A 14,434-nucleotide genomic window follows, 5' to 3' on the forward strand; every position below is an offset into this window, starting at 1 on the left:
CCAGCCATTTCACAGCCATCAGTGACAGTTCAATGCGTTTTTCCAAGATACTGTAACCTTGATAAATTAATACGAACCAACACTGTCACCATAAAATACCGCACGACAACTATCGTCACTTCAAATATTTGGCGATGATTTTTTCCAGCTTCCCGCTTTCGCGCAATTGCTGAAACGCCCTGCTCAGCCTCAGCGCGGTCGCATCCGACATTTTCGGACTGCAGGCTAGATAAATGCTGGTGGTTTGCACCTGCAAGGCCTCGCGGATGCTGTCCGTCGGCGTGCCCACCTGTTTGATGGTGTAGTTGGCCACCACGTCATGCACCGCCCAGATGTCCGCCACGCCCGCCGCCAGTTCGCGCTCGGCCTCCTCCGGCGTAGGCCTGACCGAATACCCTATATTGTTTTTTTTCAGATACTCCGCCAACGAGGAGCCCAGCAGCACCACGACGCGCTTGCCCTTGGCGTCGTCCAGCGAGTTCAAGACCACGGGATGATGCGTATTGATGAACAAGGATTGCTTGCTTTCCATCACCAGCCCCACCCAGCGATACATTTTCTCTCTCTCCGGGGAGCGGGTAAAAGGCGTCAGACAACTGTCCGCGTCTTGCTGCACCTGCATTTGGGCGCGCTTCCAGGGGATCTCCGGCATGCGCGCACTCAAGCCGGCCAATTGCAGCGCCTGGGCCACCGCCTCCGTGGCGATGCCGCTCAATTTGCCGCCCTCTCCTTTCAACACCAGCGGCGGATACTCCACGCTGTAGACGGAGAGCGTCGACGGCTCCGCCGCCAACGCCGCCATGCACCACAAGCCGCTTATCGCCCACCCCAGTTTCATCCCGCACCTCCGCCCGATGCCCATGCCCGTCACAGTCCTTAACATGATTTTTAGTCCAGCCGCCGGCGTTTGCGCACAGAAACCGCGCAGCCGCGGGCTGCGATGCTAAAATCGGCGCCATGTCCTTGCGCGTCCGCCTTATTTCCAGCTCCCTGTCCCTGCTGCTTGCCGCCTGCGCCAGCACCTCGCAACCCGCCGCGGTGGAGTCCGCCGGCTTTTACCGCGTCAAACCGGGAGACACCCTGTTTCGCATTGCCCAGAACCACCGGGTCAGCGTGGCGAACCTGGTGCGCTGGAACGGGCTGAAAGACCCGGGCAGCATCAATGCAGGGCAATTGCTGCGCGTATCGCCCCCCGGCGGCTCCGCGCAAGCCTCCGCCAAGCCCGGCCGTCCGCAGCCCAGCCGGCCCGCGGCCAAGCCTTCCGCCTCCGAGCCCAGCAAGCCCGCGCCTCGGCCGACGGCCAATATCAAGCTGGTCTGGCCGGCCAAGGGCCCCGTCATCGCCAAGTTCAACGGCCAGGGCAGCAAGGGCATCGACATCGCCGGCGAGGCGGGCGCCCCCATCCGCGCGGCGGCCGGCGGCAAGGTCACCTACTCCGGCAAAGGCATCCGCAGTTACGGCAATCTATTGATCATCCAGCATGACAATGCCCACCTCACCGTCTATGCTCACAATCAGTCCTTGCTGGTCAAGGAAGGGCAAGCGGTCAAGGCCGGCGACACCATCGCCACCATGGGCAGTTCCGGCACCACCCGGGTCAAGCTGCACTTTGAACTGCGCGTCCGCTCTTCGGCGGTCGATCCCCTGCCCTATCTGACGGACTGAGCCGCACGGCGGCGGAGCGCTTGTCAGCGCCGGCGGCGTACGCGCAAAATACATTCCTTATCTGATGCGCAACCTATCGCCCGGACAGCACGGTTTCCACTGCGCGGGCCCGAAGCGAGGAAGTCGAGAAGGCAAGCCGATGGGGAGATTACTGTTACTTGGCAGCTTGCTGCTGGCCCTCGCCGCCAACGCCCACGCCGCCAAGATCGTCAAGGTGGCCTTTGGCGAATCGCTGGAGCCCTATGTGATGGAGGGCGGCAAGAGCGGGCTTGAAGTGGAGATCGTGCGCGCCGCCTTGCAAGAGCGCGGCTACCGGATAGAACCGGTTTTCTTTTCCCAACCCCGGCTGCCGATGGCGCTGAAGAACAAGGACATCGACGCGGTGGCCACCGTGGGCGAGCAGGCCGGATTGCAAGCCGAGTATTCCGACGTCTACATCAGCTACGAGGATGTGGCCATCACCCTCAGCAGCCGCCGCATCCAGCTGCACCAAGCCAAGGAGTTGGGCGCCTATCGGGTGCTGGCCTTTTCCCTGGCCAGGCAATACCTGGGCGAAGCCTTCAAGGACATGGCCCGAAGCAATCCCAACTACGCGGAAACCGCCAATCAGGTGGATCAAAACCGGCTGCTGTACCGCGGCTCCGTGGACGTGGTGGTGGCCGACCGCAACATCTTCGCCTGGATGAACCACAAGCTCGCCACCCAGTTCAAGGAAAAAACCGCGCCGGTGGACATTCACCGGCTGTTCGCCCCCACCGTGTACCGGATGGCCTTCCGTAGCGCCCCCCTGAAGGACGAGTTCAACCTGGGCTTGCGCGCGATACAAAAAAGCGGCGCCTACAAGCAAATCGTGAATCGTTACCAGAACCTCTGAGCGCGATTGCCGATGACAGCAAGATAGCCTAACCTTCACGGTTTGATTCCGCACCGTCCCGCGCACCGTGAAACCGTCCCGTTTGCTGTTTGCCCTTTTGCCCGCGCTGCTGAGCGCCTGCGCCAACGTCAGTCCGCCGGCCCCGGTCGCCGCTCCCGTCGTCGTCGCGCCCGTCCCCCCCGAGCCGGAGGCCCCTGCGCCGGCGGTCGAAGCGCCGCCCTCGCCTCCGCCGGTGAGCGCGCCGCCGCTCAGGCCCGCCTACAACGATCCGCAGGCCGGGCGCCTGTTGCTCAACCGCCTGCTGCCGGCCAAGATCCGCGACCGCCAGGGCTGGAGCAACGACATGCTCTCGGCCTTCGCCCACCTGAAGATCCCCTACACCGCGGAGAATTTCTGCGCGCTGGCGGCGGTGATCGAACAGGAGTCCAGCTGGCAGGCCGATCCCACCGTGCCCAATCTGCCCGCCATCGTCTGGGACAAGATCGCCGAGCGGGCCCACGGCTATCTGATCCCGCTGCCGGTGGTCAAAGCCGCGCTGATGAAGACATCGCCCAACGGCAAAAGCTATAAGGCGCGCATCGACAGCCTGCGCACCGAAAGGGAAATGAACGATCTGTTCGAAGACATGGCGCGCGAAGCCAGCAAGCTGGGCCTGCCGATGAGCATGAAGAACCCGATCCGCACCGGCGGGCCGATGCAGGTCAGTGTCGAGTTCGCCGAAGGCCACGTCAGAGTCTGGCCCTATCCCTATCCGCGCAGCGGCAGCGTGCGCCAGGAAGTGTTCACCCGCCGCGGCGGCGTCTACTTCGGCGCGGCCATCCTGCTGCAATACCCTGCGCCTTACAGCCAGATGCTGTACCGCTTCGCCGACTTCAACGCCGGCCGCTACAGCAGCCGCAACGCGGCCTTCCAAGCCGTCATGGAAAAACTCAGCGGCAAGGACCTGACGCTGGACGGCGACCTGCTCAGCTACAAGGACGGCAAGGTCTACCCCAGCACCACCCAGAGCGCGGTCATCAGCCAGGGCGGCAAACTGGGCATGGGCCAGGGCGAGATTCTGCGCGACCTGAAACTGGAAAAAAGCGCCGCCTTCGGCCAAAGCGAGCTCTACCGCAAAACCTACGCGCTGGCGGACCAGCGCTTCGGCAAGCCCGCGGCGCGCGAACAACTGCCGCAGATCGATCTGAAAAGCCCAAAGATCACCCGCAAGCTGACCACCGAGTGGTTCGCCAAGCGCGTGGACGGCCGCTATCAGAGCTGCCTGGCCCGCGCGCGTTGACCTCAAAACCGCCGCGATTATAATCCCACGTCATCACCCGCCGGCGCCGCTCCCGACGCCGGCGCCGGGCGGGCCTGGCTCGTCCGGCACAACAAGGCGAATTCATTCATGCGCACCACGCTCTCCTACTTCACCGGCTCGCTGCTGTTCAGCGTCGTCGTGCTGGCCGCCGCCGGCTGGTACGGCTTCCAGCTGGGCGGCCCCGCCATGGCCAGCTCTTTCCTGGTCACCGCCCTGGTGCTGGCGATTCTGGAAACCAGCGTTTCCTTCGACAACGCGGTCGTCAACGCCAGCGTGCTGCAGGCGATGAGCTCCTTGTGGCGCAAACTCTTCATGACGGTGGGCATCGCCGTCGCCGTGTTCGGCATGCGCATCCTGTTTCCGCTGCTCATCGTCGCCGTCGCCGGCGACACGCCCTTGCTCGAGGCCTTCTCCATCGCCACCCGCGAACCGCTGCGCTACCAGCAGATCATGCACGACTCGCATCTAATGATCATGGGCTTCGGCGCCACCTTCCTGCTGATGGTGGTGGTGGAATACTTCGTCAAAAAGGAAAAGGACGAACACTGGCTGCCGGCCGTCGAGCCGCTGCTGGCCCGATTGGGCTCGGTTGAAAACGCGCAGTCGATGATCGCCATCCTGTTGATCGCGCTGGTGGCCGCCGCCATTCCCGCCGGACAGAAGATGGAGTTTCTCAGCAGCTGTTTCTGGGGCTATGTGGTGTTCATGGCGCTACATGTGTTCAAGCAGCTGTTCGGCGGCATGGACATTCAGACCGCCGCGGCCAAGAACGGCCTGATCGGCTTCGTCTATCTGGAAACGCTGGACGCCAGTTTCTCCATGGACGGCGTGATCGCCGCCTTCGCCATCACCAATAATTTCTGGCTGATCGCCGCCGGGCTCGGCATAGGCGCGATGTTCGTGCGTTCGATGACCATTCTGCTGGTGGAGCGCAACATCATCGGCCAGTTCAAATACCTGGAGACGTCCGCGTTCTGGGCCATCGGCGCCCTGGTCGCCATCATGTTCGCCGCCGCGCTCCACGTAGAGCTGGGCGAAGTGCTCACCGGCCTGATCAGCGTCGCCATCATCGGTCTGGGCATCGTCACCAGCCTGCCGGGGCGCAAGCGCCGGCGCGACTGAAACGCCCGCGCCGTAATGCGAACAGGCCTGGAATCCAGGCCTGTTCGTTTAGAGCGGCGACGGCCTTGCGCCGGCGCGCCTTGCTTCGGCCGTGAAACCGACTGTTGTTAGCCGCTCTTATCCGTCAAAGCCGATAACTGGCTCCCGTCATCAGCTTGGCGGACAGCTTCATCGCCCCCTTGACCGGAGCCGGCAATGGGGCCGCGCCCAGATCGTGGGCCATATCCGCATGCTTCAATTCGTCGTCGCGCATCTGCTCGACGATGGCGCGGCTCTTGGCGTCCGCCTCCGGCAACAGCTTCAGATGGCTGTCCAGATGCGCGCCCACCTGTTGCTCGGTTTCCTCCAGAAAGCCCAGATTCCACTTATCGCCCAACACCCCGGCGGCCACGCCTATCGCCAGCGAGCCGGTGTACCACAGCGGGTTGAACACGCTGGGCCGGCCGCCCAGCTCGCGAATGCGCCGCTCGGTCCAGGCCAGATGCTCCACCTCCTCCTGCGCCGCTTGGCGCAAGGCTTCGCGCGCCTGCGGCGTGCGCGCCGTCAGCGCCTGCCCCTGGTATAAAGCCTGGGCGCACACCTCGCCGCAATGGTTCACCCGCATCAGGCCCAAAGCGTGCCGCTTCTCCTCCGCAGCCAGCTCCGCCTCGTCCAGCGCCGCGTCAGGATGCGGCCGCAGGCTTTGCGCGGAAGCAAACAGGGTGCGCAGCCCCTTGTCGAACTCGACGATCCATTTGTCCAGCATCAATCGCTCTTTCTCGCGCTCACTCAATCGCCGGCGATTATACCCGCCCGATACGCGACGCGGCAGCTACTGCTATAATTGCGCGGTTTATCGAAACATTGTGTTCAACACGCTCAACAAGGATTCCCTGATGGATCTCGCTAGCATCGGCCCGGGCAAAGACATGCCGGGCGACTTCAACGTCGTCATCGAAATCTCCGCCAACGCCGCCCCGATCAAGTACGAATTCGACAAAGACTGGAACGCGCTGGTGGTTGACCGCTTCATGGGCACCTCCATGATGTATCCGGCCAACTACGGTTTCGTGCCGCAAACCCTCGCCGGCGACGGCGATCCGGTTGACGTGCTGGTGGTGACCCCCTTCCCGCTGCCCCCGGGCGTGGTGGTGCGCTGTCGCGCGCTGGGCCTGATCAAGATGGAAGACGAGTCCGGCGTTGACGCCAAGCTGGTGGCCGTGCCGGTGGAAAAACTGTGCCCGATGTACAAGTCCATCCAGAAACTGGAAGACCTGCCGGAACTGCTGCGCAACCAGATGGTGCACTTCTTCGAACACTACAAAGACCTGGAAAAAGGCAAGTGGGTCAAAGTGCAAGGCTGGGGCACGCTGGACGACGCCAAGACCGAACTGGTCGACGGCATCGCCAACTTCGAAAAATAAGCGCTCGGCGCTTATCCCAAGACAACCGGCGCGCGTCGCCGGTTTTTTCATGCCCGGCGTTTGCCTCCGCACATTCGCCAACGCTGATATTGCAACGCAATATGCCATCATTATTTGCTACAATCGCTGAGGCTTGGACACCGCGGCCGCCCGCAGTTAGAAAAGCAAGTGATTGTTACTAAATACCATAAATAATTCTTTTACCCGTCGCCGCATTGCAGGTATCGTTCCATTAGAACCTGCGACGGCCCCGCGGGCTAAAGTAAAACAAGGCCTTGCGGCTGAAAAAGCGGAATGCGCATACGGCAGATAGGCGCTTCGAAGGGGTTCTCAAAGACCGTACGCCGGCGCGCGGCGGATCGTGAACCGCTTCCGGAAGCCCGCCCGCGTCCAGGACCGCAATGCCCCGAACATGGCCCCCATGCCCCGCCGCCTGTCGTCGCCATGGCGTCGGGCAGCCCAACCGGAACCATAGTGACCTATATCGCCCAAGGCTCAGCACCGCAACTCCACTGGCTCCAGCAGCGCCTGGCCAGCCGGGGTTTGCCCGCGTCCGCCGGCGCGAGCGGTCCGCCGTCCTGGCTGCCTGGCGATTGGCAAGGCTTTTACCTGCCTTCCGGCTGCTGGATCAATATCGACCCCCTGCATCAAGCTCCGCTGCCTCCCCGCCTGCGGCTCTGCCGCAAGCACGAGGTCCAGTTGCTGGAGCTGGACGGCGCCTGGCAGGCGCTGGGCTCGGACTTCGGCTTCATGCTGTTGCTGGGCGCCGACCGCGCGCCGACCGCCGACGCCTTGGCCTTGCTGGACGCGCTGGCGCCGCTGCCGGCCGCCTGGCTGCGCTGCGGCCCGACGGGCAGCGCGCGCTACACCCGCCAGGTCTGGGAAGCGCTGCTGTTCATGCTGAGACGGCAGACGCCGCCCAGCCCGGCCACGCAAACCGCGCCGGACTGGGAAACCGGGCTGCGCGGGCAATGGCGGCTGTGGGAACAGCTGGTGCGCCTGTCGCAACGCTATCTGCGGGAACGCAAGCTGCCCGAGGACAATCCGACGGCGCGGCGGGACTTCGCCGAACCGCCGCGGGAGCAAGAACACTACGCCGCCAGCCTGGCCGGGCTGATCGTGCAGGCGGACGGCTGCCAGCAGGCCTGGCGGCAATTATGGGACGACTTCGCCGCCCAAGCTCCTCTGAGCCCCAAAAACTAAAAAGCCCGCGAGAACGCGGGCTTTTTTCACGACAAAGCCGGAATCAGGCGGCGCTGGTCGCCTTCTTGCCGCGGGCGACGGCGGCGCTGGCGGCCTTGGCGGAGTTGGTGGCGGCTTCCACGCTGGCTTCGGCGATTTCCGCGCTGACTTTCTTGGCGGTCTTGGACACGCTTTCGAAAGCGGCGTTGGAGGTGTTCACCAGGCTTTTCAGAGCGGACACCGCGGCGTCGGAGCCGGCCGGCGCGTTCTTGGACAGACGGTCCAGATTGCTCAGCAGGGTCTGATTGCCTTCGGCGATCTGCTCTTCAACAAAAGCGGCCAGTTCATTCTGGGTGGTCAGCGCGGCGTCGTAGACATTGCGCGCCACGGAGAAAGCCTGATCGATGGACGGCTGAGCCAGGCTGCTCTGCACTTCGGCGAAGGCCTTGGGATCCTTGGCTTCGCTCAGCGCCTTGATCGCCTGGGCGTTGTCGGCCAACAGCTTGCGCGACAGGTCCAGTTGCAGCGCGGCCAGACGCTCGGCGCCGGCCAGCACGATGGAGGAGAAACGCACGGCCTTGTCGAACTGCGACTGGCCGAGAGCGGAGAATTCTTGAGTAGTGGTAAACATGACGACTCCTAAAAAATATCCAAAATTGACAGCTCAGCAACGACAGCGAACTTAACCTGCGCCCTTGATGTTGCATCGCAACAATTGCCATTCTGGCGGGTCGGCTCTCTCGAGTCAAGAAAATGTTGCAATGCACAAGCGGCTAAACCGCTATTTTTCATGAATTTTTGCAACACAAACATTCCAAAGACATTACGGAAACGCGCTTCCTTTCTTCTCCGCGCGACAATTCCCTCAATTGCAACACTTGCCTGCGTCCAAGCCCGCCGCCTCGGCCGATTTCGGCCTTTTGGCCCCAAGCCGAGCAACGCCATTGAAAGCCTGTCAGCAACCCAGTACACTCGCCCCATAGAATAAATCTATCTACATGAAGCCAAGTACAATGAGCCCTGCGGCCAACGCATTCGACATAAAATCCGCCAGCCTGGATCTGCTGGCGCTCTTGCTGCGCACCGACGACCTGGACGAACTGAGCCAGGCGCTGGACGCGCGTTTCGGCACCGGCCACGACGCGCCGGCGGAAGCCTTCGTCCTCGACGTGGAAGCCTTGCCCGCCCCGGCCGAGCTGGATTACGGCCGCCTGCTGCCCATGCTCAGCCGCCGCGGCATCCGCGCGGTGGCCCTGCGCCACCCCAGCACCGCGCTGGCCGGCGTCGCCAGCCAGTTCGGCCTGGCCTACACCAGCAGCGCCACGCCGGCGCGCTCGGCGCAAAGCGCGCCGGAACCCGCCGACAAGCCCGCCGCGCCGGAACCGGCTCCGGCCACCGGCGCCATGATCGTCGACCGTCCTGTGCGCGCCGGCCAGCAAATCTACGCCAAGGGCTGCGATCTGATCGTGCTGGCCATGGTCAGCGCCGGCGCGGAAGTGATCGCCGACGGCAATATCCATATCTACGCGCCCTTGCGCGGCCGCGCTCTCGCCGGCGCGCGCGGCAACGCCGGCGCCCGCATTTTCGCCCGCAGCATGGAGGCCGAACTGGTGTCCATCGCCGGAGTCTATCGAACTATCGAACAAGCCTTGCCCGACAGCATTCTGGGCAAGCCAACTCAAATCTATCTCGAGAACGAGCGCCTGGTCATGACCGCGCTCGGCGAGTAACAAGCCATTATTCAAAGGGATCGACTGTGGCAAAAATCATCGTTGTGACGTCCGGCAAGGGTGGCGTCGGTAAAACCACTACCAGTGCCAGCTTCTCCTCCGGCCTGGCGTTGCGCGGTCACAAAACCGTCGTCATCGACTTCGACGTCGGTTTGCGCAACCTGGACCTGATCATGGGTTGCGAACGCCGCGTGGTCTATGACCTGATCAATGTCGTCAACGGCGAAGCCAGCCTGAACCAGGCGCTGATCAAGGACAAGAACTGCGACAACCTCTACATCATCCCCGCCTCGCAAACCCGCGACAAAGACGCCTTGACGCTGGACGGCGTGGAGAAGGTGTTGAACGACCTGGCCGAAGCCGGCTTCGAATACATTGTCTGCGACTCGCCGGCCGGCATTGAAAAAGGCGCGCTGATGGCGCTGTACTTCGCCGACGAAGCGCTGATCGTCACCAATCCGGAAGTCTCCTCGGTGCGCGATTCCGACCGCATCCTGGGCATTCTGTCCTCCAAGTCCAAGCGCGCGGAAGAAAGCCGCGAGCCGGTCAAGGAACACCTGCTGATCACCCGCTACTCCGCCGGCCGCGTCGACAAGGGCGAAATGCTGTCGGTGGACGATGTGAAGGAGATTCTGCGCGTGCCGCTGCTGGGCGTGATTCCGGAGTCGCAGACCGTTCTGCAAGCCTCCAACTCCGGCACCCCGGCCATCCACCTGAAAGGCTCGGACGTCGCCGACGCCTATTCCGACGTGGTGGCCCGTTTCCTGGGCGAAGAGCGCCCGATGCGTTTCCTCGATGCCCCCAAAGTGGGCATTCTGAAGCGCCTCTTTGGAGGTTAAGTCATGTCCCTGATCGAAATGATCTTTGGCAAGCGCCAGAAAACCGCGGCCATTGCCAGAGAACGCCTGCAAATCATCCTGGCCCACGAACGCAACGGCCGCAGCGCGCCCGACTATCTGCCGGCGCTGCAGCGCGAATTGATGGAAGTGATCTCCAAATACGTCGCGGTCAATCTGGACGACATCAAGGTGCAAGTGGAGCGCCAGGACGACTTCGAAGTGCTGGAAGTCAATATCGTGCTGCCGGAGCACCAGCGCTGAGCCATGACGCTGACCGAACTTCGCTATATCGTCGCGGTGGCGCGGGAGCGCCACTTCGGCCGCGCCGCGCAAAGCTGCTTCGTCAGCCAGCCGACGCTGTCCATCGCCATCAAGAAGCTGGAGGACGAACTGGGCGTCACGCTGTTTGAGCGCGGCGGCCAGGAAGTCAGCGTCACCGAGATCGGCGAACGCATCATCGAGCAATCGCAACGCGTGCTGGAGGAGGCCGAAACCGTCAAACGCCTGGCCGGCGAACATCAGAACGAATTGGTGGGCCCGCTGAAGCTGGGGGTGATTTTCACCATCAGCCCCTATCTGCTGCCGCGGCTGATCCCGGCCTTGCGCATCCTGGCGCCGGACATGCCCTTGATCCTGGAGGAGAACTACACCTCCCGGCTTTCGGAAATGCTCAAGCGCGGCGAAGTGGACGCCATCATCGTGGCCGACCCCTTCGACGAGGCCGGTACCGTGGCGAGCCCGCTGTACGACGAGCCCTTCGTCGTCGCCACGCCCAAGGGCCATCCCTGGGAAAAGCTGGGCGCCATCGCCGCCAATCAGCTGGCCGACGAAAGCGTCCTGCTGCTGACCCAGGGCAATTGCTTCCGCGATCAGGTGCTGCAGGCCTGCAGCGATCTGGCCAGCCGGCAGAGCCACGGCGGCACACTGGCCGCCAATCTGCAGGGCAGCTCGCTCAACACCATCCGCCACATGGTGGCCAGCGGCATGGGCGTCACCGTGATGCCGTCCACCTCGATAGGCCCCACCGACGAATCCTTATTGTCGGTGGTGCCGTTCAAGACGCCGGCGCCGCAGCGCCGCGTGCTGTTGGTGACGCGCAAGCAGTTCTTCCGCAAGAAGGCGATAGACACCCTGCAACAGGCGGTCTTCCGCTCCGGGCTGGAAGGCGTCGCCATGCTGGAAGGCGAAGCGCCGGCGCAATAAGCCGGCTCCCGCCCCCAAACGAGACAACCGCTGCGCGCCCTGCCGCAGCGGTTTTTTTCCGCCCCACCACCGCAAGGAGTTTCCCCGTGTCTCAATTGCGCAGCATTGAAATCAAAGCCTTCGTGCCCGCCCGCGACTACGCGCTGTCGCAGCGCTTTTACGCCGATCTGGGCTTCGAGCAAAAGTCGGACAGCCACGGCGTCAGCTATTTCGTCCATGGCCAGTGCAGCTTCCTGCTGCAGGACTTCTATCATCCGCAATTGGCGGAAAACCTGGTCTTGCACTTGCTGGTCGACGATGTCGACGCCTGGCACCGCCAATGGCTGGCCCAGGGCGTCGCCGAGCGCTATCCGGCCAAGATAGGCCCGCTCGTGGACCAGCCCTGGGGCATGCGCGACTTCTGCCTGCACGATCCCTCCGGCGTGCTGTGGCGCGTCGGCCAGAACCTGTAAGCCGCCGCGGGCCGGGCCCTCACACAGCGCGGCCAAGCTCCTCCTTCAGTATCGCGAACAGGCTTTCCGGCCTCCCGTTCAGGAAGAAGTGATCGCCGGGCAGGATCTCGCTGCGAAAACCGCCGGTGGCATAGCCCTGCCAGGAAGCGGCCGCCTCGACGCCGCCCTCTTCTTCGCTGCCGCCCAGGGCGACGATGCGGCAGCTCAAAGGGGGACGCGGCGCGGGACGGTAAGTCTCTATCGCCTCGAAATCGGCGTGCAGCACCGGCAGGATGACCTGGACCAGTTCCGGATGGGCCAGCACTTCCGCCGGCGTGCCGTTCATGCGCATCACCTCGTCCAGAAACTCATCGTCCGGCAAGCCGTGTATCGGCCGCTCTCTCGGCGGCAGATGCGGCGCGGCGCGCCCGGACACGATCAGGCAGCAGGGCGCCGGCAGGCCGCGCGCCCGCGCCCGCTGGGCCACCTCAAAAGCCAGGCTCGCCCCCATGCTGTGCCCGAACAAGATGTAAGGCCGGTCCAGCAGCGGCGCGATCGCGTCCGTCGCCTCCTCGGCCTGCTGATCCAGCCGGTAGCGCAGCGGATCGTGAAAGCGCCGCCCCCGCCCCGGCGGATGCATGGGCAGCACATCGACCGCGGCCGGCAAGCGCTCCGCCCAGCCGCGGTACACCGCCGCGCTGCCGCCGGCGTAAGGGAAGCAGAACAGGCGCAAGGCCGCGGCTTGGCCGGCCGGCGCGGCGTCCACCCAGCCGCGGTTCACGGCGCCACCTTGCGGATGAAGCCGCCGGCTTCTTTGATCGCCGCCCTCGCTTCCGGCAGCATGGGCGTCAGGGTGGCCCAGGCGTGCGGCAGCCGCCGCCACACTTTGAAATCCACGCCGACGCCGGCCGCGCTCGCCTTGCTGGCCACGCGCGCGGCGTCGTCCAGCAGCACCTCGCTGTCGCTGGCCTGGATGAACAGGTCCGGCAGGCCCGCGTACTCGCCGTAGAGCGGCGAAGCGATGGGATGATCGGCGGCGGCGTCGCCAAGGTAGTAGCGCGAGAAATTCCTCACCGCCACCGCGCTCAGCATCACGTCGGACGCGTCGTTCGCTTCCAGCGAGGCCCCGGTCGCCGCCAGATCCGTCCACGGCGAGAACAAGACCGCGCCGGCCGGCATCGGCGCGCCCGCGTCGCGCAGCGACAGCAGCAGCGCCAGCGCCAGCCCGCCGCCGGAGGAATCGCCGGCGACCACGATGCGCTCAGGCGCCACGCCCTCGTCCAACAGCCCCCGATACGCCGCCAGCGCGTCGTCGACGGCGGCCGGGAACGGATGTTCCGGCGCCAGCCGGTAAGCCAGCGAAAACGCGCGCGCGTCCGCCTCCCGCGCCAGCGCGGCGGCCACGCCGCGGTGCGTCAGCGGCGAGCAGAAGCAATAGCCGCCGCCGTGCAAATACAGGATCACCCGCCCGCCCGCCTCGCGCCGCGCGGCGGCTTCAGGCTCTATCCACTCGCCGCGCAGCGCCTCCGCGTCCAGCTTGCGCACCCGCCAGCCGCGCGGCGGCTTGATTTCGCCGCGCGCCCATTTCGCGCTGCGCTCGCGCATTTCCTGGGCGGTCAGGCCGGGCTTGCGGGTCAGGGATTTGGCCGTTCTGCGCAACAGCCAGGAGAAACATAGGTTTTGCCAACTCATGAATCGCTTTCCAGTCATGAAGAGAAAGAAGTCTGCCGTCGCGCGCGGCTTATCCGAACACCAGTTTGCGATGCGCGGCGATGCCCGCCAGCGCGCCGTTGCCGATGGCCAGCGCCACGGTGCCGCCCCGCTGCGTGATGTCGCCGCAGGCGAATACGCCCGGCGCCGATGTTTCCATCGCGTCGTCGGTCTGCACATAAGGCCCCAGCGGCCCCTCCTCGATCACGCAGCCCAGCTGCTCCGCCACCGGGCTGGACAGGCGGAAGCGGTTCATCATGAACAGCCCGTCAAAGGCCAGCCGGCGGCCATCGGCCAGCTCGACGGTGGCGTGCTCGACGATGCGCGCGATCCGTTCGCGCACGATGTCGACGCCCCGCTGCGCCAGCGCCTCGCGCTGCGCCGCGTCCGGCTCGAAGCCGCCGTCGCTCAGGAAGACGGTCGGGCCCCATTCCGGCATCAGCATCGCCGACAGATAGGACAGGGGGCCGCCGCCGAGCACGCCGATGCGGCCCTGCTTCAGTTCGTAGCCGTGGCAGTAAGGGCAGTGGAACACGCTTTCGCCCCAGCGCTCGCGCAGGCCCTCCAGCTCAGGCAATTCGTCCACCACGCCGAAGGCCAGCACCAGCTGGCGCGCCGCGTAGCTTTGGCCGGAGGCGCAGCGCAACGCGTAGCCGGCCTCGCCGCTCTCGGCCCGGACCACGGTGTCCGCGCGCCATTGCGCGTTGGGATAGGCCAGCAATTGCGCCTTGCCGTCCGCGGCGATCGCGTCGGGCGAGCGCCCGTCCAGGCCGATCACGCCGTGGGATTGGGCGGCGAAGCGATTGCGGCGCGCGCCGGCGTCGATCACCAGCACGCGGCGGCGCGCGCGCGCGATCTGCAAGGCGGCGGATTGTCCGGCGTGACTGCCGCCGATCACGATGACGTCGAATACAGTCGTGGAAGTTTCGGTATTCATGATGGGATGTCCTTATCGGGATGAATCGGAGGGCGCGC

General features: G+C 64.6%; 17 protein-coding genes. 11 read left to right on the forward strand and 6 right to left on the reverse strand.

The features are described 5' to 3' along the window. Positions 1-115: 115 nt before the first annotated feature. Positions 116-838: a substrate-binding periplasmic protein gene (locus tag AB1Z25_RS15555; RefSeq protein WP_158274245.1), complete on the reverse strand. Its 723-nt coding sequence runs from the start codon at positions 836-838 to the stop codon at positions 116-118. A gap of 119 nt (positions 839-957) precedes the next feature. On the opposite strand from AB1Z25_RS15555, the gene AB1Z25_RS15560 reads away from it, so the two are divergent. The 4 genes from AB1Z25_RS15560 (at position 958) to AB1Z25_RS15575 (ending at position 4,961) form a co-directional block, all read left to right on the forward strand. Then, positions 958-1,665 (forward strand): peptidoglycan DD-metalloendopeptidase family protein, encoded by a 708-nt coding sequence (locus tag AB1Z25_RS15560; RefSeq protein WP_107798549.1) that lies wholly within the window; start codon positions 958-960, stop codon positions 1,663-1,665. 139 nt (positions 1,666-1,804) lie between these two features. Then, complete coding sequence (locus AB1Z25_RS15565; protein ID WP_158274244.1) at positions 1,805-2,539, forward strand: substrate-binding periplasmic protein; 735 nt, start codon at positions 1,805-1,807, stop codon at positions 2,537-2,539. 82 nt (positions 2,540-2,621) lie between these two features. Further along, positions 2,622-3,818 (forward strand): DUF1615 domain-containing protein, encoded by a 1,197-nt coding sequence (locus tag AB1Z25_RS15570; RefSeq protein ID WP_486635623.1) that lies wholly within the window; start codon positions 2,622-2,624, stop codon positions 3,816-3,818. A gap of 108 nt (positions 3,819-3,926) precedes the next feature. Continuing rightward, the gene (locus AB1Z25_RS15575; RefSeq protein ID WP_107798546.1) at positions 3,927-4,961 is read left to right on the forward strand and encodes a DUF475 domain-containing protein; all 1,035 of its coding nucleotides are present in this window, start codon (positions 3,927-3,929) and stop codon (positions 4,959-4,961) included. A gap of 124 nt (positions 4,962-5,085) precedes the next feature. Here AB1Z25_RS15575 and coq7 read toward each other — a convergent pair whose 3' ends face one another. Beyond that, on the reverse strand, positions 5,086-5,706 hold the full coding sequence (coq7, locus tag AB1Z25_RS15580; protein ID WP_227104378.1) for a 2-polyprenyl-3-methyl-6-methoxy-1,4-benzoquinone monooxygenase: 621 nt from the start codon (positions 5,704-5,706) through the stop codon (positions 5,086-5,088). Between the two features lie 130 nt (positions 5,707-5,836). Here coq7 and ppa point away from each other — a divergent pair, with 130 nt between their 5' ends. After that, positions 5,837-6,364 (forward strand): inorganic diphosphatase, encoded by a 528-nt coding sequence (ppa, locus tag AB1Z25_RS15585; protein WP_107798544.1) that lies wholly within the window; start codon positions 5,837-5,839, stop codon positions 6,362-6,364. Between the two features lie 474 nt (positions 6,365-6,838). Next, positions 6,839-7,567 carry a hypothetical protein gene (locus AB1Z25_RS15590; protein ID WP_227104380.1) on the forward strand — a complete coding sequence of 243 codons (729 nt, stop codon included), beginning with the start codon at positions 6,839-6,841 and terminating at the stop codon, positions 7,565-7,567. Positions 7,568-7,610: 43 nt separating this feature from the next. Here the strand turns inward: AB1Z25_RS15590 and AB1Z25_RS15595 are convergent, their stop codons facing one another. After that, on the reverse strand, positions 7,611-8,177 hold the full coding sequence (locus AB1Z25_RS15595) for a phasin family protein (RefSeq protein WP_107798542.1): 567 nt from the start codon (positions 8,175-8,177) through the stop codon (positions 7,611-7,613). A gap of 382 nt (positions 8,178-8,559) precedes the next feature. Between AB1Z25_RS15595 and minC the strand changes: the two genes are divergently transcribed. From minC to AB1Z25_RS15620, 5 genes are all read left to right on the forward strand, one after another. Further along, positions 8,560-9,276: a septum site-determining protein MinC gene (gene minC, locus AB1Z25_RS15600; protein ID WP_107798541.1), complete on the forward strand. Its 717-nt coding sequence runs from the start codon at positions 8,560-8,562 to the stop codon at positions 9,274-9,276. Between the two features lie 26 nt (positions 9,277-9,302). Next, positions 9,303-10,115, forward strand: a complete 813-nt coding sequence (gene minD, locus AB1Z25_RS15605) for a septum site-determining protein MinD (RefSeq protein WP_048409059.1) — start codon at positions 9,303-9,305, stop codon at positions 10,113-10,115. Positions 10,116-10,118: 3 nt separating this feature from the next. Further along, entirely contained in the window at positions 10,119-10,376 is a 258-nt protein-coding gene (gene minE / locus AB1Z25_RS15610; protein ID WP_019104116.1) for a cell division topological specificity factor MinE, read from the forward strand. Between the two features lie 3 nt (positions 10,377-10,379). Then, positions 10,380-11,318: a LysR substrate-binding domain-containing protein gene (locus tag AB1Z25_RS15615; protein ID WP_107798540.1), complete on the forward strand. Its 939-nt coding sequence runs from the start codon at positions 10,380-10,382 to the stop codon at positions 11,316-11,318. 86 nt (positions 11,319-11,404) lie between these two features. Then, complete coding sequence (locus tag AB1Z25_RS15620) at positions 11,405-11,770, forward strand: VOC family protein (protein ID WP_081547350.1); 366 nt, start codon at positions 11,405-11,407, stop codon at positions 11,768-11,770. A 19-nt stretch (positions 11,771-11,789) separates the two neighbouring features. Here AB1Z25_RS15620 and AB1Z25_RS15625 read toward each other — a convergent pair whose 3' ends face one another. From AB1Z25_RS15625 to AB1Z25_RS15635, 3 genes are read right to left on the reverse strand one after another with little or no spacing between them, the layout of a single operon-like run. Beyond that, on the reverse strand, positions 11,790-12,530 hold the full coding sequence (locus AB1Z25_RS15625; protein ID WP_227104386.1) for a thioesterase II family protein: 741 nt from the start codon (positions 12,528-12,530) through the stop codon (positions 11,790-11,792). Further along, the gene (locus tag AB1Z25_RS15630; RefSeq protein WP_474454200.1) at positions 12,527-13,441 is read right to left on the reverse strand and encodes an alpha/beta hydrolase; all 915 of its coding nucleotides are present in this window, start codon (positions 13,439-13,441) and stop codon (positions 12,527-12,529) included. Before AB1Z25_RS15630 ends, AB1Z25_RS15625 begins: the two co-directional genes overlap by 4 nt. Before the next feature lie 49 nt (positions 13,442-13,490). Beyond that, a complete protein-coding gene (locus AB1Z25_RS15635; protein WP_486635624.1) occupies positions 13,491-14,396 on the reverse strand; it encodes an NAD(P)/FAD-dependent oxidoreductase in 906 nt (301 codons plus the stop codon). Between the last annotated feature and the right edge of the window lie 38 nt (positions 14,397-14,434).

It is taken from the genome of Chromobacterium sp. HL1 (assembly GCF_057418835.1).